The organism is Cupriavidus sp. UYPR2.512 (genome assembly GCF_000379565.1).
Lineage (GTDB): Bacteria > Pseudomonadota > Gammaproteobacteria > Burkholderiales > Burkholderiaceae > Cupriavidus.
This window is the reverse complement of record NZ_KB902865.1, coordinates 127,551-143,799: the sequence shown is the minus strand read 5'-3', so window position 1 is coordinate 143,799 and position 16,249 is coordinate 127,551. Positions and strand designations below refer to the sequence as shown.

Sequence of the window (16,249 nt, the reverse complement as noted above, 5' to 3'; positions counted from 1 at the left end):
TCTTCCGCGACCACGCGGTGCGAGCGCAGCGATGCACTCCGTGCCCGGGCCTCCGACCTGAGATGCTGCGTGCGCGCAGCGCAGCCGAAGGCGTCCCACCGATGGCGGTCTTAGCAGGCTGCCAACAACCTAAAGTCGGGTTCGTCCAATAGTCCGTGGACGGAGGCACCAGACAGGGAGCGTAGCTGGCTCGAACCACCAATCACATCAGCGGAAATCACCACCGCCCGAACCACCAACGCCGAGCAATTTATAGCCAGCCGCTCAGGCGACGCGTTTCTTGCCTACTTCTTGTCGCTCGGACAAGAAGTAGGTCGCCGGCTACGCCGGCGAAACAGCCCACGCCCGCCAAGCACGACAACCGCCCTCATGGCGACAAGCCCTCCAGTCAACTGCAATCCAATTGCAACCAACTCAGAACTTATGCCGCATCCCCAAAGCCACCCCCACCATACTGCGCTGCCCATTAGCCGCAGCATAGCTGTTGCCCAGCGACAGGCTGTTGGCATAGACCGTGGCAAGTGGCCTTTGCGGCCGGATTTTTTTGTTGTGCCGCGGACGCGGCGAGGTCACGAATCGTGCGTGACCAGGGTGCCCAGCTCCGCCAGCAAGTCATGGGCACGCGGCCACGGGCCATAGCCCGCGGCAGGGTTGAGGTGGCCGACGTTGCCCAGGTCCACCAGCCGGCTGCCCCATGCGGCGGCCATCTCAGTGACGCGCGCATGGCTGGCCAGTGGGTCGTTTCCGCTGGCAGCAACCAGGCTGGGGAAGGGCAAGGGCGCGAGCGGCGTCGGCAGCCAGCCTCCCTGCGCCAGCGCATCCTGGGCCGGATAGCCGGGCGGCAGCGGCTGCGAGAAATCCGGCGGCGTCACCAGCAGCGCGCCCAGGATCTGGCGCTGGTGCCGTGCCGCCCAGTGGACGGTGATCATCACGCCGGCGCTGTGCGCGACCAGCACGACCGGTTTGTCAATGGCCGCCAGTGCCGCATCGAGCGCGGCGACGCGGGCCGCGCAGCTGAGCTTGTCGTGCTCCAGCGGCGGCACGCAGCGGACGTCATGCCCCTGCGCCTGCAGTTCGGCTTGCAGCAGCGTCTGCCAGTGCTCGGCGACGTGGTCGCGCAGGCCCGGCACCATCAGGACAGTGTGGGTGGGTGTAGCAGTCATGGTCGGATTGGAAAGAGTCAGGCAGGAACAACGTTGGGCACAGAATGGCCATCCAGGCGGCGCAGGTCCGCCGCGTAGTGCCGGCGGCCGATGCAGAACAGCAGGGCCGCGCCCGCACCGGCCAGCGGAATCCATTGCAGCGCGCCGGTCAGGCCGATGTGGTCGGCCAGCACGCCAGTCAGGAACGGTCCCGGCGCCAGCCCCAGCAGGTTGTTGATCAGGGTCAGCGTGGCAAACGCGGTCGCATGGATGGCGGGCCGCGTCAGGTTGGCCACCATCGCGCTGGCGGGGCCGGCGGTGCCGCCCACCACCAGCATGCCCGCGCCGATCAGCACCAGCTGTGCATGGCCCGCGGGCAGCCGGAATGCCGTCATCAGCAAGACGCAGCAGACCACGCTGTAGGCGATGGCCATCTGCCATTTGCGCGCGGGCGCGCGCCGCGCCACGCGGTCGGTCAGCGCACCGCAGGCCACCATGCCCACGCCGGCCATCAGCACCAGCATTGCCGCAGCCACGCCGGCGCGCCCGGTCGCCATGCCGTAGTCGCGCGACAGGAAGCTGGGCAGCCAGGCCAGCAGCGCCGCCATCACCAGCAGCTGCAGCGCACTGCCCGCGCAGGCGCAGAGCATGGAAGGCACCGTCAGCAGCTCGCGCACGATCCGGCGCGGCTCCATTTGCCGGGCCGGGGCCGCGTCGCCGTTGGCCGCGCCCACGCGTTGCTGGAGCCCGCGCAGCCGATGCTCGCTGATCGTCAGGTAGTAGAACGCCACCAGCACCAGGCCGAAGCCGGCGATCCCGGCAAAGGCGAGGCGCCAGCCAAAGTGGGCCGCCAGGATGCCGCCCAGCCCCATGCCAAGCACCGAGCCGAAGGCACCCCCGGCAATAAACGCAGCGCTGAGGCTGGCGCGCAGATGGCGCGGGAACACCGACACCACCACCGCGATACCCACACTGCCATATGCCGCCTCGCCGATGCCAACGCAAAGCCGAGCCAGGAACATCTGGCCGAAGCTGTCCGCCACCGCGCAGCCCAGCGTGGCCAGGCTCCATAGCGCCGCCATCAGGATCAGGCTGCGCACGCGTCCCCAGCGGTCGGCCAGCAGCGACAGCGGAATCGCGAGCACGCCCACCATCAGCGCGACCACGCCGCCGAGCGCGCCCAGCTCCGTATCACCGAGCTGCCATTCGGCCTTCAGCAGCGGAAACACCGCGTTGAGCACCTGGCGCGACATATAGTCAGACAGCAGCAGCGCAAACGTCAGCGCAAAGACGAGCCACGCATAGCGCGGTCCGGCAGCAGCCGGCAGGGTCGGCAGGGCCGACTCTGCGGCAAGGGCAAGGCGGGGTCTGGACATGGGGGTCTCCGGAAGCAGACCGGCGGTCTTCGCGCCGCCGTGCGTTCACAGCCCGCCCCCGAAGGGCGACGAGCGCAGGCAGTATCTGGCGATCGGGCCCGCCCGGTTTGATATTCCGGGACCTACGTTTGACAATCCGGGACAGCTGGGGAAAACGCCGAGACAAAAAAAACGGCACCCGAAGGTGCCGGTTTCTCGCTGGCCCGCCGTCAGGCGAGGCGCGGCGGAGCTCAGTCTTCCAGCTTCGGCAGCGAGGCGCTGACCTTGGACGACAGCAGGCCGCTCTTGGCATACGTCTGCAGCTTTTCGCGCGTATCGACGATATCGAGCGTGCGCATCGTCAGCTGGCCGATCCGGTCCAGCGGCGTAAACATCGACTCGCCCTTCTCCATGGTCAGCCGTTCCGGCTTGTAGGTCAGGTTCGGCGAGGTGGTGTTCAGGATCGAGTAGTCGTTGCCGCGGCGCAGTTCAATGGTGACTTCGCCGGTGATGGCGCCCGCCACCCAGCGCTGGGCGGTTTCGCGCAGCATGATGGCTTGCGGGTCGAACCAGCGGCCCTGGTACAGCAGGCGGCCCAGGCGGCGGCCGTTGTCGCGGTACTGCTCGATGGTGTCTTCGTTGTGGATGCCGGAGATCAGGCGCTCATAGGCGATAAACAGCAGCGCCAGGCCCGGGGCTTCGTAGATGCCGCGGCTCTTGGCTTCGATGATGCGGTTCTCGATCTGGTCGCTCATGCCCAGGCCATGGCGCCCGCCGATGCGGTTGGCTTCCATGAACAGGTCAACGCTGTTGGCGAAGGTCTGGCCGTTGAGCGCGACCGGCTGGCCTTCCTCGAAGCGCACGGTGACTTCTTCGCGCTTCACTTCCACGTCATCGCGCCAGAACTGCACGCCCATGATCGGCTGCACGATGCGGATGCCCGAATCCAGGTGCTCCAGGTCCTTGGCCTCGTGGGTAGCGCCCAGCATGTTGGAGTCGGTCGAGTACGCCTTTTCGGCCGACATCTTGTAGTCGAAGCCGTTCTGGCGCATGAACTCGGACATCTCGGCGCGGCCGCCCAGTTCATCGATGAACTGCTGGTCCAGCCACGGCTTGTAGATCTGCAGGCCGGGGTTGGTCAGGAGACCGTAGCGGTAGAAGCGCTCGATGTCATTGCCCTTGAAGGTGCTGCCATCGCCCCAGATATTGACACCATCTTCCTTCATCGCAGCGACCAGCATGGTGCCGGTGACGGCGCGGCCGATCGGGGTGGTGTTGAAGTAGGTGATGCCGGCGGTCGAGATATGGAACGCACCGCACTGCATGGCGGCGATGCCTTCGGCCACCAGTTGCGTGCGGCAGTCGACCAGGCGGGCTTCCTCGGCGCCGTAGGCCTTGGCGCGGCGCGGGATGTCGTCGTAGTCGGGTTCGTCCGGCTGGCCCAGGTTGGCGGTGTAGGCATAGGGAATCGCGCCCTTCTGGCGCATCCAGAGGAGTGCCGCGCTGGTGTCAAGGCCGCCGGAGAAGGCGATTCCGACGCGCTGGCCGGAAGGAATGTGCTGCAGGATGGTAGTCATCGCCAGAAATCAATGTGAATTTGTCGGCTCTTGGGCGGGCTTCCAAAACGCGCGCCGGGGCGGCGGGAAGCACGGCGACGCGGCCGGCCGAGTCACGTGCCGAGTCAGTGCCAAACGCGAATTGTGACACGGCAGCGCCCACGCGCCAAACGCCGGGGCTGGCGGGGGCGCCGGCGCCACCTGCATCCCGGCCTGCCGGACCATTCAAATCCCGCGAACGCGCCTTTCAAAACTATCGACTGGTTCGCTCCAGGACCCCTCCCTATACTGCGCCGCACTGTTGTCTGAAAGCGGAGTCGTCATGCTGCATCGCGCCCTGGAAGGAGTCCGGGTCCTGGACCTGTCGCGCATCCTGGCCGGTCCCTGGTGTACCCAGAACCTGGCCGACCTGGGCGCCGAGGTGACCAAGGTCGAGCACCCCGAGCGCGGCGACGATACCCGCGGCTGGGGCCCGCCCTACCTGGAAGCGCCCGAGGGCAGCGGCGACACGCAGCGCCTGTCCGGCTACTTCATCTGCTGCAACCGCGGCAAGCGCTCGGTCGCGATCGACTACGGCACGCCCGAGGGCGCCGCGCAGGTACGTGAGCTGGCGCGCGCAGCCGACGTGCTGGTCGAGAACTACAAGGTCGGCACGCTGCGCCGCTACGGGCTGGACTACGACACGCTCAAGGCCATCAACCCGCGCCTGGTCTACCTGTCGGTCACCGGCTTCGGCCAGAGCGGGCCGATGGCGGACAAACCCGGTTACGACTATGTGTTCCAGGGCATGGGCGGGCTGATGAGCTACACCGGCCAGCCCGACGGCACGCCCGGCGCCGGGCCGCTGCGCACCGGCGTCGCCGTGGTCGACCTGAGCACCGGCATGTATGCCACCTCCGCAGTCCTTGCCGCGCTGTACCAGCGCCAGGCGACCGGGCTGGGCGCACACCTGGATATCGCGCTGCTCGATGTCGCGGTAGCGATGAACGCCAACCAGGCTGCCAACTACCTGGTGTCGGGCCAGAACCCGCAGCGCAGCGGCAACGCCCATCCCAACTGCGCGCCCTATGAGGTGTTCCGCTGCGCCGACGGCCACCTGATCCTGGCGATCGGCAATGACAGCCAGTTCGCGCGCTTCTGCGCCGTGGCCGGCATGCCGGGCCTTGCGCAGGACCCGTGCTACGCCACCAACTCCGCGCGCATCGAGCACCTGCCCGCGCTGCGCACCCTGCTGACTGATCTCTTCCCCACGCGCACCCGCGCTGCGTGGACCGACGCCTTCGATGCGGCCGGCGTGCCCTGGGGGCCGATCCACACCATGGACGAAGTCTTCGCCCACCCGCAGGTGCAGCACCGCGGCCTGATGCAGGTGGCCGAACACCCTGTCATGGGCCGCGTACCCATGGTGCGCAACCCGATGCTGGCCGGGCACGACCTGCCGCTGCCCGCGCCGCCGCTGCTGGGCGAACACAGCCCGGCAGGCTGCACGGCGCGCAGCTACCCATAAGACCAAAAACACTGACACGGAGACACCAATGAAACCAACCTTCACCGCCATCGCGCTGGTGGCTGCATGCGCAAGCGGCGCCGCGCATGCAACCGCATATCCCGAGCGGCCGATCAAGCTGATCGTGCCCTATGCCGCCGGCGGCACCACCGACATCATTGCCCGCATCGTCGGCACGCGCCTGGGCCCGGTGCTGGGGCAGCCGGTGGTGGTCGAGAACCGCCCGGGCGCCGGCGGCGCGGTTGGCAGCGCCTACGCGGCCAAGCAGCCGGCCGACGGCTACACGCTGGTGATGGCGGTGGAGAGCTCGCACGCGGTCAACCCCAACGTCTACCTGAAGACCGCCTACGACCCGGTCCGGGACTTCGCTCCGGTCAGCAACCTGGCCGACGTGCCCAACGTGCTGGTGGTCAACCCGGCGTTCCCGGTCACGGACCTGCAGTCGTTCATCAGGCTGCTGAAGGCCAACCACCCGGGCAAGTACTCGTTCGGCTCGTCCGGCAACGGCGGACTGAGCCATATGAACGGCGAACTGTTCATGAACGCCACCGGCACGCGCATGCTGCACGTGCCGTACAAGGGCCTGGGCCCGGCGCTCAACGATGCGGTGGCGGGCCAGATCCAGGTGGTGTTCGACAATATCCCGTCGTCGTCGGGCCTGATCCAGGGCGGGCGCCTGAAGCCGCTGGCGGTCGCCGCGAAGCAGCGCCTCAAGGTGCTGCCCAATGTGCCGACCTACTCCGAGGCCGGCCTGCCGGCGATGAACAACCCGTCGTGGTTCGGCCTGGGCGCGCCGGCAGGCACGCCCGCCGCCATCCTCGACAAGCTCAACCACGCCGTGCGCCAGGTGCTGGCCGAGCCGGAGGTGATCGCCGCCATCGAGAAACAAGGCGCGATCCCGGCACCGACTTCGCGCAAGGCCTTCGGCGACCTGATCCGGGCGCAGAATGCGCACTGGAAGCAGGTCGTCGAGGACATCCACTTCACCAGGCTCCAGTAAGCCACAAGGAACGACATGAGCGCACTTCAGCAAGAATCGCACGCCGGCGTCGAGATCGACGCGCGCGGCATCGCCACCGTCACCATCCGCGAGGCGGGCTCGCTCAATATCCTGAGCACGCCGGTCATCGCATCGCTCACGCACGCCATCGAAGCGCTGGCCGGCCATGACGCGGTACGCGTGCTGGTGCTGCGCGGCGCCGGCGAGAAAGGCTTTGTCGGCGGTGCCGACATCAAGGAGATGGCCGCGCTGGACCGCGCCAGCGCCGAGACCTTCATCAGCGGCCTGCGCCGCCTGTGCGACGCCGTGCGCCACCTGCCGGTGCCGGTGATCGCGCGCATGCCGGGCTGGTGCCTGGGCGGCGGGCTGGAACTGGCGCTGGCGTGCGATATCCGCATCGCCGCCGACAACGCGCAGCTGGGCATGCCGGAAGTGAAGGTCGGCATCCCGTCGGTGATCCACGCCGCGCTGATGCCGCGCCTGATCGGCAATGCGCGCACTGCATGGATGCTGCTGACGGGCGAGATCTGCGACGCCACCGAGGCGCTGCAGTGGGGGCTGGTGAGCCGCGTGGTGCCGCTGGCCGAGCTGGACCTGGAAATCGAACGCGTGGCCGCGCTGCTGGCCGGCTTCGGCCCGGCCGCGGTGCGTCAGCAGAAGCGCCTGCTGCGCGAATGGGAGGATGCGCCGCTGGAAGTCTCGATCAACAACAGCGTGACCGAGTTCGGCAGCGCCTTCGACACCGGCGAGCCGCAGCAGCACATGGCCACCTTCCTGAACCGCAAGCGCTGAAGCGCGGGGCAGGACTTACGGCGCCGTAACCGCGACGGCGCCGCCCTCACGCGTGGCCACCACGCGCGGATCGTTCAGCAGGAACTGCGCAAAGGCCTCGGCAAACGCCGGCAGCTTGCCGTCGGCGCGCACGATCAGGTTCAGTTCGCGCACGGCCCACGGCTCTGCCAGCCGCACCCCCACCACGCGCGCCTCGCGCAACGCCTGCGCCGCCACGCTGCGCGGCACCAGCGCCACCCCCACGCCGGCCTCGGCCAGCGACAGCACTGCATCGAAGCTGTGCGCATGCAGCCGCACATTGGGCCCCTTGCCCGCGCGCTGCGCCATGTCGCGCAGGAACAGGAAGTTGCTGCTGGTGCGGCTCATGCAGACAAAGTCGAAGGCCAGCGCCGCGCCGAAGCGCACCTCGGGCTCGCGCGCCAGCGGGTGATCCGCGGCCACCGCAAGGATCAGCTCGTCGCGCGCATAGCGCACCGAGCGCACGCCGGTGGCTTCGCCGCCAGTCTGGAAATCTCCGGCCAGGATGCCGACATCGGCTTCATGCGCTGCCACCGCCGCCAGGATCGACTGGCTCGCGCGCTCCTCCAGGTCGATGTTCACATCCGGGTTGGCCAGCAGGAAGCGGCTCACGCTCGGGATGATGAAGCCGTTGAGCGAACTGCTGTTGGCCAGCAGCCGGATATTGCCCTTCAGCCCGGCAGAAAAGCGTCCCACCTCGCCGTGCATGCGCTCCACGCCAAGCAGCAGTTCGCGCACATGGACCAGCAGGGTTTCACCGGCCGGCGTCAGCTCCATACCGCGCGCGGTGCGCACGAACAGCGGCGTGCCCATCGCATGCTCCAGGTTCTTCAGCCGGTAGCTCGCCGCCGACGCGGTGATATGCGTGGCCGAAGCGCCACCTGACAGGCTTTGCGCATCGGCAATGGCCTGGAACAGGCGCAGGTCGGTCAGTTCGTAACGCAAGGCAACTCCGTTTGGGGCGGGACGGTCGAAGGGATTGGCGCTTGGTGGTGTCGCGGCCATTCTAGTGCAGCACCGTGGGCTTCCTGCCCCCACCCGGTCCGCACACACTCCGCTCTTTTTGATGTGGACGCCGTCCATTTTCTTTGCTAAGGTATTGTGGACGGCGTACACAAGAGCGTGCGCCGCAATGTTCACTGCGGCCAGCGCGCCGCCTGGTTCGCGCGCCATGCCGATATCCACGGCCGCCCCAGCGGCGGCCTGCCTACAGGAGTTGTCATGCAAGTCCAGCCCTATCTGTTTTTCGAAGGCCGTTGCGATGAAGCCGTCGAGTTCTACAAGAAGACCCTCGGCGCCAAGGTCAACATGCGGATGACGTTCAAGGAGAACCCGGAGGCCGACAAGGCCGGCCCGGGTTGCCAGCCCGGCGCCGGCACCGAAGACAAGGTCATGCACCTGGAGTTCCAGATCGGCGACAGCGTGATCATGGCCTCCGACGGCCGCTGCTCGAACCAGCCCAACTTCCAGGGCTTCGGCCTGTCGATCAACTACCCTGACAAGGCCGCGGTCGAAAAGGCCTTCAACAGCCTGAAGGAAGGTGGCCAGGTGGTGATGCCGCTGGACAAGACCTTCTTTGCCGACCAGTTCGGCATGGTCACCGACCGTTTCGGCATCATGTGGTTGCTGCTGACGGCACCGAAGTAAGCGGCGCATCGCGCAGGCTTCCCGGCAGCGACGCGCCCCTTGAGCGTATGGGCTTACAATGCGCCGCCTGCCGGAGAAACCTTGCCATGGACGATCGCATCAACGAACTCGAAATCAAGCTCGCCTTCCAGGAAGACCTGCTTGATACCCTGAACAGCACCGTGGCACGCCAGCAGCAACAGATCGACCTGCTGCAGGAGCAGTTCCGCGCGCTGTACCAGCAGGTGCGCAGCGCCGCCACCACCGCGGCCGAAGCCGACCCCCAGCAGGAAATCCCGCCGCACTACTGATGGACGCGGCCCGCGCCATTCGGGCCGACAAGCCGATGTGACGGAACGCCACCCCGCCCGCGCGGTCTGACAGGCTGACCCATCCACCGCCGCCCTCGACAGGCGCGCCCCATCCGCCACATGCGTCTGAAACCTTCCCTGCTGATTGCCGCCGCCTGCGTTGCTGGCGCTGCTGGTGCCTCCTCGGCGCTGGCCGGCTACAACATCTGGACCGGCGAGTTCTCCCTCTCCCGGCAGGAACTGCAGACGGCGCTGGACCAGCGCTTCCCCGCTACGCTGCGCTACGCCGAAGTCGTCAGCGTGCAGCTCAGCCATCCCCGCCTGGTGCTGGACGAGGCCAACAACCGCGTCACCACCCACGTCGACGCACGCCTGACCAACGCCTTGCTGCCGTCCCCGCCGGTAGACGGCAAGCTGGCGCTGAACAGCGGCGTACGCTACGACCCGGCCAAACGCGCGGTGCTGCTCGACAACCCGACCGTGCAGCAGGTGGAGGTTGCCGGCATGGGGCAATACCGCGAGCAGCTCAACGCGATTGGCGCCGTGGTCGCGCAGCAGTTGCTGAAGGACTATCCGGTCTACACCTTCAAGCCCGAGGAACTGCGCGTCGGCGGCAAGGACGTGGAGCCGGGGGCGATTACCGTGGGCAAGGATGAGGTGCGGGTGGAGGTGAAGCAGCGGTAGGCTGCGGGCCGGCCTGCTTTCAGATCACCCGCGCATCGGATTTCGCCCTCCCCGAAACACCACCCCCAACCCCGCCAGCACCGCCCCCATTCCCGCCATCGCCAGCGGCGCCATCCGGTTGCCCAGCAGCAGGTAGTCGAGCACTGCCGTACCCGCCGGCACCAGGTAGAACAGGCTGGTGACGTTGACCAGGTTGCCCGCGCGGATCAGGCGGTAGAACAGCAGCGTCGCTCCGATCGAAATGACCAGCGCCAGCCACAGCAGCGGCAGCGCGAAAGCCAGCGAAGCATTGAAGGCGAAGGGCTGGAACGGCAGGCACAGCAGGCAGGCCGAGAGGCTCACGCCGTACTGCAGCGGCAGCACTTCAGCGGGTGCGCACGTGATGCGCTTCTGCAGGATGGCGCCGACGGTCATGCTGGCGAGCGACGCCAGCGCGCACAGCGCGCCCGCCAGCGACAGCCTGGCCAGCAGCAGGCTGTCCGCCACCACCATGGCCAGCCCGGCGAGCGCGAGGGCCAGGCCCGCCATGCGTGCGCCGCTGAAGCGCCGCTCGGTCAGCAGCAGCGTCAGCATCGGCTGGGCGCCAAGCACGGTGGCGAGCACGCCGGGTGTCATGCCGTGGTCGAGCGCAAGGAAGTAAAAGGCGGAGTAGCCGCCGATCAGCAGCAAGCCGGCCAGGGCGGCGTACCGCCGCTCGCCGCGCGGCGGCAGCAGGCGGTGCCTGGCCAGGCCGATCGCGCCCAGCACGGCGCAGACCAGCGCGAAGCGCAGCGTCAGCAAGGCGAAGGGCGTGGCGTGGTCAAGGGCCAACCGGGCAGCGATGGCGCCGCTGCTCCACAGCAGCACGAAGAGGGGCGTGGCCCAGGCGGAGGTAGTGGTGGTGCGTGTGCCGGTGGCGGCGTCGAATGGCCCGGCGCAGTCTTTGTCGGTCGTCATGGATGGATGTCATCTGTCGTCAGCTTGGCAGGCTCCGGCGACGCGCATCGGCATGCGGCCATGGCACTGCGGCAGACGCGTACTGGCGTGCGGCTGCCGTGCGCGCAGGCACAGGGATACGGGACTACCGGAGACGAATGAGGCTGGGGGGCGTGCCCGTCAGCCGCGCGGCGGCGGCGGGTGCGCACCGCCGATGAACGGCGGCGGCGCGACAGATGTGAACGCAGGCTGGCGACGCACGCATGGCAACGCGCGGCCCGGGGGCGCGGCGTTGACGGGGCGTTGGCGGTCTGCGGTCATGGTGGAAATTGAAGACTTCGAAGAAGTAGTCCGGCGATGCTATGCCTGTGCGGCCATCGCGTCAACGAGGTTTTGTCGTGCCCTGCTCCAGCCGGGACACCAGCGCCTGCAGCGTCGGCACGCATCCGGCTTCCACCTTCAGCGCGAGCATCGCGTCCGCCCGCGTGGTGCCCAGGTTGAGCGCGGCCACCGGCTTGCCCATCTGTCCGGCCCAGACGCAGAAGCGGTAGCCGGAATAGACCATCAGGGACGAACCGACCACGAGCATGGCATCCGCTGCCTCCAGCGCCGCGCGTGCGGCACCGACCCGCGGGCGCGGCACGGATTCACCGAAGAACACCACGTCCGGCTTGAGGATGCCGCCGCAGCGCCCGCACTCTGGCACGCGGAACTGCGCGAACAGCGGCGATTCGAAATGCACGTCGCCATCGGCGGCGGGCTCGGCGATCACGTCGCGCAGCGCGGCGTTCTGTGCCAGCAGCCAGTCCTGCAGGCCGGCGCGGTCATGGCGCGTGCCACAGTCCAGGCAGACGGCGCTGGCCAGGCTGCCATGCAGTTCGATCACACCGTCGCTGCCGGCGCGCTGGTGCAGGCCGTCGACATTCTGCGTGACCAGCGCCGTGAGCCGGCCGTGCGCGCCAAGGCGCGACAGCGCATGGTGCGCGGCATTGGGTCGCGCCTGCCACGCCACCGGCCAGCCCAGCATGCTGCGCGCCCAGTAGCGCTGGCGCCCCGCGTGCGAGCCCAGGAAGGCCTGCAGCGTGATGGGCTGCGAGCGCTGCCACTGGCCGCGCGCGTCACGGTAGCCGGGAATGCCGGAATCGGTGCTGATGCCCGCGCCGGTCAGCACGAACAGGCGCGGGTGGCGCTGCACGAAATCGAACAGCGCGGACGTTGGGTGCGGGGGTTGCAGCGGCTCGCTCAACTTGCCGGATCCTCGGCATGACGCGCCGCCTGGCGCGCCTCCCAGGCACGCAGCGCCTCGCGGTAGCGGTCCATCTCCTGGTAGTAGTAGTCGAAGATGCAGGGATCGCAGCCGGCGCCGCAGCACTCGTCATCGCCGGGCCGCTCTGGCGGCATCGGGCGGGGGTCGTCGGGGGGCACGGCGGGGGACGCTTGGGACACTGACAGTTCGCGAACAGGCGCAATGGCGGATCAACCGCCAGTATATTCCCGCCGGCCCTGGCCTGCCGCCGGACCCCTCAGTGGCCGAGCAGCCCCTCGCCGACCGGGATCACCAGCGCCGTGCCCGCCAGGCAGGCGATGTCGTCCTCGGCAAGCCGGCGCGACACCACGTTGGCCAGCCTGGCGCCGATACGGGCAAGTTCGGCGGCGTCGGCCAGGTAGACGGCGTCGATCACGCTCTGGTCGAACTGCAGGGCCGCGCTCAGGCGACAGCGCCCGGGCGAGCCGGCTGGCTCGGCCTGCCAGCTGACCTGCACCTGGTTGCCGTCGCTGCGGTGGTATTCGGCCGACATCGGAAACAGCCGGCAGGTATGCTCGCGGGCCCACTCGACCAGGGCAGTCATGGCGATTCCCCCTTTGGCGGGACAGCGCGTCCGCCGGTGCGCCGCGTCAGCGGCTCAGTACATGGTAGAGCCAGTCGTGCGCGCGTGCCGGCACGCCCAGCGCGCTGGCATCGATGCGCCGCCCCTGCGCCCGCAGTGTGCCTTCGTGCAGGGCATCCACCGCTGCCTGGGCATCCGGGAACCTCCCCATCACGCCATTGCCCAGCATCAGCATCCAGTCCTTCTCGCGGGGAATGAGCGTGAGCTGTCCCGCGGCGGTCTGGCAAAAGAAATAACCGTACATGCAACCCCCAAAGCACCTCGCCTGTGTCCATCTTAGAGCAGGGCACCACAGGGCCGCGTGCCGATCTGCACGCTTCCGAACGGCGTGATGAATTGTTTTTGCACGGCCGCGGGCAGGCGGCCCGCATGCGGCATTTTGCCCGAAGATAGCTGGACCTCCGCGCCCGGCTGCCGCCGGGCCGGGCCACTGCCGCCCGCTGCGGCCGGCAGCGAACCGATTGCGAACCCACGGTGCCATGAAGGCAGCCCCATTCCATTGCTTGCGCGAACTGCTCGTAGCGGCGGCCCTGGCGCTGGCTGCGGGCGCGGTCCTGGCCGCTGAGCCGGCCTCCATGCCGGCGGCGCCGGCCAATGAGCCGCCCGCGGACCAGGCCGCGGCGGCCACGCCGCAGCGGGCCGCAGGCGCGCGCCCCCGCATCTGCCTGGTGCTCTCGGGCGGCGGCGCGCGCGGCGCGGCACATATCGGCGTGCTCAAGGTGCTGGAGGCGATGCGCATCCCGGTCGACTGCATCGCCGGCACCAGCATGGGTTCACTGGTGGGGGGCGCCTATGCCACCGGCATGACGCCCGCCGAAATGGAGCGGCTGGTCGGCGGCCTGAGCACCGACAAGATCTTCAAGGAACGCCCGCCGCGCCAGGACCTGACCATCCGGCGCAAGCAGGACGATTTCACCAACCTGCTCACGCCCGAGATCGGGGTGCAGGCCAGCGGCCTCTTGCTGCCCAAGGGCGCGGTCTCCGGCGTGCAGCTGGAGACCGTGCTGCGCCAGCTGGCCAACGCGCCCGGCTACCGTGACTTCGACCAGCTGCCGATTCCCTACCGCGCCGTCGCCACGGACCTGGTGGCGGGCACGCCGGTGGTGTTCAGCCAGGGCGAGCTGGCCAACGTGATGCGCGCCAGCATGTCAGTGCCGGGCGCGGTGGCGCCGGCCGAGTATGAGGGCCGGCTGCTGGTCGACGGCGGCCTGACCGACAACCTGCCGGTGGACGTGGCGCGCAAGATGGGCGCCGATATCGTGATCGCGGTGAACCTGGGCACGCCGCTGATGAAGCGTGAGGAGCTGACCTCGATCATCGGCGTGACCGGCCAGATGCTCAATATCCTGACCGAGCAGAACGTGCGTGCGTCGCTGGCCTCGCTGCGGCCCACCGACGTGCTGATCGAGCCGGCGCTGGGCGATTTCTCCGCGACCGACTTCGACCACCTGCCGGCAACCATCCCCATCGGCGAAACCGCCGCGCGCAAGGCCGCCGACCGCCTCGCGCCGCTGGCGCTGCCGCCGGCGCAATATGCGCAACTGCGCGCCAGGCAACAGGCGGTGCAGCCGCCTGACACCCGCCCGGTCGATGAGATCCGGCTGGCGCCGCTGCAGCGCGTCAACCCGGACTACGCCACGGCGGTGATGGAAACCAAGCCGGGGCAGCCGGTCGACCAGGCCACGCTGGACCAGGACATGCGCCGCCTGTTCGGCACCGGCGACTTCGAGCACGTCAACTACGGCCTCCTGGAAGAGCCGGGCAAGCGTGTGCTGGCGGTCAATGCGGTGGAGAAATCCTATGGTCCCGACTACCTGCGCTTCGGGCTCGGGCTGAGCTCGGATTTCCGCGGCGATGCCTACTTCAACCTGGTGGGCAGCTACCGGCGCACCTGGCTCAATGCGCTTGGCGCCGAATGGCGCACCGATGCGCAGGTGGGCCAGACCACGTCGCTGATCAGTGAGTTCTACCAGCCTCTGGATACGCGCCAGTACTTCTTTATCGCGCCGCGCATCGAGCTGGAGCGGCGCCCGGTCAATGTCTTCCAGGGCAGCACGCGCATCGCCACCTATGACCTGCGCCGCTTTGACATCGCGCTGGACGCGGGCAGCCAGTTCACCAAGTACGGCGAGTTGCGCGTGGGCGTGCAGACCGGCTCGGAACACGCCACCCTGAGCACCGGCCCTGAGTCGCTGTCGCCAGGTCCGGGCAATATCCGGCGCGGCGCCATCACCGGGCGGCTCTTGTTCGACCAGCTCGACAGCGTCGAATTCCCGCGCTTCGGCTATGCGGCCGGGCTGCGCATCTACGCCTCGCAGCCGGGGCTGGGTGCCGACCAGGCTTATGTCAAAGCACAGGCGGACGGCATCTATGCCCACTCGTTCGGCGACCACACGTTCTCGCTGGGCTTCAAGGTTGGCAGCAATCTCGGCGGCAAGCCGCTGCCGCGCTATGACCTGTTCCAGTGGGGCGGCTTCCTGCAGCAATCCGGTTATGCCACCGGGCAGCTGCTGGGCGGCAACCTGCAGTTTGCGCGGCTGGTGTACTACAACAAGCTGGCGCGCCAGACCCTGCTGCAAGGCGTGTATGCAGGCTTTTCGCTGGAGACGGGCCGCGTCGGCGACCCGCTGGTGCCGGGGAGCCCGACCGGGCTGCTCAAATCCGGCTCGGTCTTCCTGGCGCTGGACAGTCCGCTGGGCCCGCTATACCTGGCCTATGGACGCGCCGCCGCAGGCACATACAGCTTCTACCTGTACCTGGGCAAACCCTTCTGAGCCGGCCAGCATAAGCGCCCACCAAATGTGAACCCGCCGTACCCTACCAAAGTTGTATGTAATGTCTTAATTCAAATGTCTATACTTTTTCCGTCACCAAGACCCCCTCTTGAATGACGACCTTCCCCGGTCGCCGCTCCCCAGCGGCGACTTTTTTTTTGGGCGCCCGCCTGGCATGCGGCGCCTATAATCCGGCCCTCGGGCTGCACTTGCGGCCGCTCCGCGCCCTTTCGCGCGCCTCCCCCATGCAGATTGATTTGACACATTTCACGCCGTGGCTGTCGCTGGCCGGCGGGCTGGTCATCGGCCTCGCGGCGGCGCTGATGATCCTGGGTCTCGGCCGCATTGCCGGGATCAGCGGCATTGTCGGCGGCCTGCTCAAGCTGCCGCACGGCGACACCGCGTGGCGCGCCGCCTTTGTGATCGGGCTGTTGCTGGCGCCGTGGCTGGCGCGCGCGTTCGACGCCATGCCCGCGGCTCAGATCGATGCCGGCTGGGGCGAGGTGCTGGCGGCGGGGCTGCTGGTAGGCATCGGCACGCGCTACGCCGGCGGCTGCACTAGCGGACACGGCGTGTGCGGCCTGTCGCGGGGCTCGGTGCGCTCGCTGGCCGCCACGCTGACCTTCATGGCGGCGGGCTTCCTGACGGTGCTGGTGCAGCGCCATTGGCTGGGAGGCTGA

17 protein-coding genes are annotated in these 16,249 nt (G+C 68.4%); 8 read left to right on the top strand and 9 right to left on the bottom strand.

Annotation, left to right across the window (positions count from 1 at the left end; genetic code table 11):
• Positions 1 to 569: 569 nt before the first annotated feature.
• The 3 genes from A3A5_RS0106550 to argG all read right to left on the bottom strand — a co-directional run bounded on the left by A3A5_RS0106550 (position 570) and on the right by argG (position 4,074).
• Positions 570 to 1,163 (bottom strand): alpha/beta hydrolase, encoded by a 594-nt coding sequence (locus A3A5_RS0106550; RefSeq protein ID WP_026200523.1) that lies wholly within the window; start codon positions 1,161 to 1,163, stop codon positions 570 to 572.
• 17 nt (positions 1,164 to 1,180) lie between these two features.
• Positions 1,181 to 2,518 (bottom strand): MFS transporter, encoded by a 1,338-nt coding sequence (locus A3A5_RS0106545; protein WP_018309809.1) that lies wholly within the window; start codon positions 2,516 to 2,518, stop codon positions 1,181 to 1,183.
• A gap of 230 nt (positions 2,519 to 2,748) precedes the next feature.
• Positions 2,749 to 4,074: an argininosuccinate synthase gene (gene argG, locus A3A5_RS0106540; RefSeq protein WP_018309808.1), complete on the bottom strand. Its 1,326-nt coding sequence runs from the start codon at positions 4,072 to 4,074 to the stop codon at positions 2,749 to 2,751.
• A 301-nt stretch (positions 4,075 to 4,375) separates the two neighbouring features.
• On the opposite strand from argG, the gene A3A5_RS0106535 reads away from it, so the two are divergent.
• The 3 genes from A3A5_RS0106535 to A3A5_RS0106525 are packed head-to-tail and all read left to right on the top strand — an operon-like array spanning position 4,376 to position 7,352.
• Positions 4,376 to 5,560 carry a CaiB/BaiF CoA-transferase family protein gene (locus tag A3A5_RS0106535; protein WP_018309807.1) on the top strand — a complete coding sequence of 395 codons (1,185 nt, stop codon included), beginning with the start codon at positions 4,376 to 4,378 and terminating at the stop codon, positions 5,558 to 5,560.
• A 28-nt stretch (positions 5,561 to 5,588) separates the two neighbouring features.
• The gene (locus tag A3A5_RS0106530) at positions 5,589 to 6,560 is read left to right on the top strand and encodes a tripartite tricarboxylate transporter substrate binding protein (protein ID WP_018309806.1); all 972 of its coding nucleotides are present in this window, start codon (positions 5,589 to 5,591) and stop codon (positions 6,558 to 6,560) included.
• Between the two features lie 15 nt (positions 6,561 to 6,575).
• On the top strand, positions 6,576 to 7,352 hold the full coding sequence (locus A3A5_RS0106525; protein ID WP_018309805.1) for an enoyl-CoA hydratase: 777 nt from the start codon (positions 6,576 to 6,578) through the stop codon (positions 7,350 to 7,352).
• 15 nt (positions 7,353 to 7,367) lie between these two features.
• On the opposite strand, the gene A3A5_RS0106520 is transcribed toward A3A5_RS0106525, so the two are convergent.
• Positions 7,368 to 8,315 (bottom strand): LysR family transcriptional regulator, encoded by a 948-nt coding sequence (locus A3A5_RS0106520; protein WP_018309804.1) that lies wholly within the window; start codon positions 8,313 to 8,315, stop codon positions 7,368 to 7,370.
• 276 nt (positions 8,316 to 8,591) lie between these two features.
• Here A3A5_RS0106520 and A3A5_RS0106515 point away from each other — a divergent pair, with 276 nt between their 5' ends.
• From A3A5_RS0106515 to A3A5_RS0106505, 3 genes are all read left to right on the top strand, one after another.
• Positions 8,592 to 9,017: a VOC family protein gene (locus tag A3A5_RS0106515; RefSeq protein WP_018309803.1), complete on the top strand. Its 426-nt coding sequence runs from the start codon at positions 8,592 to 8,594 to the stop codon at positions 9,015 to 9,017.
• A gap of 86 nt (positions 9,018 to 9,103) precedes the next feature.
• Complete coding sequence (locus A3A5_RS0106510) at positions 9,104 to 9,307, top strand: SlyX family protein (protein ID WP_010811191.1); 204 nt, start codon at positions 9,104 to 9,106, stop codon at positions 9,305 to 9,307.
• A 120-nt stretch (positions 9,308 to 9,427) separates the two neighbouring features.
• Complete coding sequence (locus tag A3A5_RS0106505) at positions 9,428 to 9,991, top strand: DUF1439 domain-containing protein (protein ID WP_018309802.1); 564 nt, start codon at positions 9,428 to 9,430, stop codon at positions 9,989 to 9,991.
• 24 nt (positions 9,992 to 10,015) lie between these two features.
• Here A3A5_RS0106505 and A3A5_RS0106500 read toward each other — a convergent pair whose 3' ends face one another.
• The 5 genes from A3A5_RS0106500 to A3A5_RS0106480 form a co-directional block, all read right to left on the bottom strand.
• Positions 10,016 to 10,927: a DMT family transporter gene (locus A3A5_RS0106500; RefSeq protein WP_018309801.1), complete on the bottom strand. Its 912-nt coding sequence runs from the start codon at positions 10,925 to 10,927 to the stop codon at positions 10,016 to 10,018.
• A 361-nt stretch (positions 10,928 to 11,288) separates the two neighbouring features.
• The gene (locus tag A3A5_RS0106495) at positions 11,289 to 12,152 is read right to left on the bottom strand and encodes an NAD-dependent protein deacetylase (protein ID WP_018309800.1); all 864 of its coding nucleotides are present in this window, start codon (positions 12,150 to 12,152) and stop codon (positions 11,289 to 11,291) included.
• Positions 12,149 to 12,352, bottom strand: coding sequence for an oxidoreductase-like domain-containing protein (locus A3A5_RS37755; protein WP_369797756.1), 204 nt, complete (start codon positions 12,350 to 12,352; stop codon positions 12,149 to 12,151). Before A3A5_RS37755 ends, A3A5_RS0106495 begins: the two co-directional genes overlap by 4 nt.
• A gap of 77 nt (positions 12,353 to 12,429) precedes the next feature.
• Positions 12,430 to 12,756, bottom strand: coding sequence for a hypothetical protein (locus A3A5_RS0106485; RefSeq protein WP_018309798.1), 327 nt, complete (start codon positions 12,754 to 12,756; stop codon positions 12,430 to 12,432).
• Between the two features lie 46 nt (positions 12,757 to 12,802).
• Positions 12,803 to 13,039, bottom strand: coding sequence for a hypothetical protein (locus A3A5_RS0106480; RefSeq protein WP_018309797.1), 237 nt, complete (start codon positions 13,037 to 13,039; stop codon positions 12,803 to 12,805).
• 235 nt (positions 13,040 to 13,274) lie between these two features.
• On the opposite strand from A3A5_RS0106480, the gene A3A5_RS0106470 reads away from it, so the two are divergent.
• Together A3A5_RS0106470 and A3A5_RS0106465 are read left to right on the top strand one after the other, a co-directional pair.
• Positions 13,275 to 15,569 (top strand): patatin-like phospholipase family protein, encoded by a 2,295-nt coding sequence (locus A3A5_RS0106470; RefSeq protein WP_026200521.1) that lies wholly within the window; start codon positions 13,275 to 13,277, stop codon positions 15,567 to 15,569.
• 245 nt (positions 15,570 to 15,814) lie between these two features.
• On the top strand, positions 15,815 to 16,249 hold the full coding sequence (locus A3A5_RS0106465; RefSeq protein WP_026200520.1) for a YeeE/YedE family protein: 435 nt from the start codon (positions 15,815 to 15,817) through the stop codon (positions 16,247 to 16,249).

Coding starts and splice junctions, on each gene's coding strand:
- A3A5_RS0106550 (WP_026200523.1), bottom strand. CDS start 1,163: ATGACTGCTACACCCACCCACACTGTCCTGATGGTGCCGGGCCTGCGC.
- A3A5_RS0106545 (WP_018309809.1), bottom strand. CDS start 2,518: ATGTCCAGACCCCGCCTTGCCCTTGCCGCAGAGTCGGCCCTGCCGACC.
- argG (WP_018309808.1), bottom strand. CDS start 4,074: ATGACTACCATCCTGCAGCACATTCCTTCCGGCCAGCGCGTCGGAATC.
- A3A5_RS0106535 (WP_018309807.1), top strand. CDS start 4,376: ATGCTGCATCGCGCCCTGGAAGGAGTCCGGGTCCTGGACCTGTCGCGC.
- A3A5_RS0106530 (WP_018309806.1), top strand. CDS start 5,589: ATGAAACCAACCTTCACCGCCATCGCGCTGGTGGCTGCATGCGCAAGC.
- A3A5_RS0106525 (WP_018309805.1), top strand. CDS start 6,576: ATGAGCGCACTTCAGCAAGAATCGCACGCCGGCGTCGAGATCGACGCG.
- A3A5_RS0106515 (WP_018309803.1), top strand. CDS start 8,592: ATGCAAGTCCAGCCCTATCTGTTTTTCGAAGGCCGTTGCGATGAAGCC.
- A3A5_RS0106510 (WP_010811191.1), top strand. CDS start 9,104: ATGGACGATCGCATCAACGAACTCGAAATCAAGCTCGCCTTCCAGGAA.
- A3A5_RS0106505 (WP_018309802.1), top strand. CDS start 9,428: ATGCGTCTGAAACCTTCCCTGCTGATTGCCGCCGCCTGCGTTGCTGGC.
- A3A5_RS0106500 (WP_018309801.1), bottom strand. CDS start 10,927: ATGACGACCGACAAAGACTGCGCCGGGCCATTCGACGCCGCCACCGGC.
- A3A5_RS0106485 (WP_018309798.1), bottom strand. CDS start 12,756: ATGACTGCCCTGGTCGAGTGGGCCCGCGAGCATACCTGCCGGCTGTTT.
- A3A5_RS0106480 (WP_018309797.1), bottom strand. CDS start 13,039: ATGTACGGTTATTTCTTTTGCCAGACCGCCGCGGGACAGCTCACGCTC.
- A3A5_RS0106470 (WP_026200521.1), top strand. CDS start 13,275: ATGAAGGCAGCCCCATTCCATTGCTTGCGCGAACTGCTCGTAGCGGCG.
- A3A5_RS0106465 (WP_026200520.1), top strand. CDS start 15,815: ATGCAGATTGATTTGACACATTTCACGCCGTGGCTGTCGCTGGCCGGC.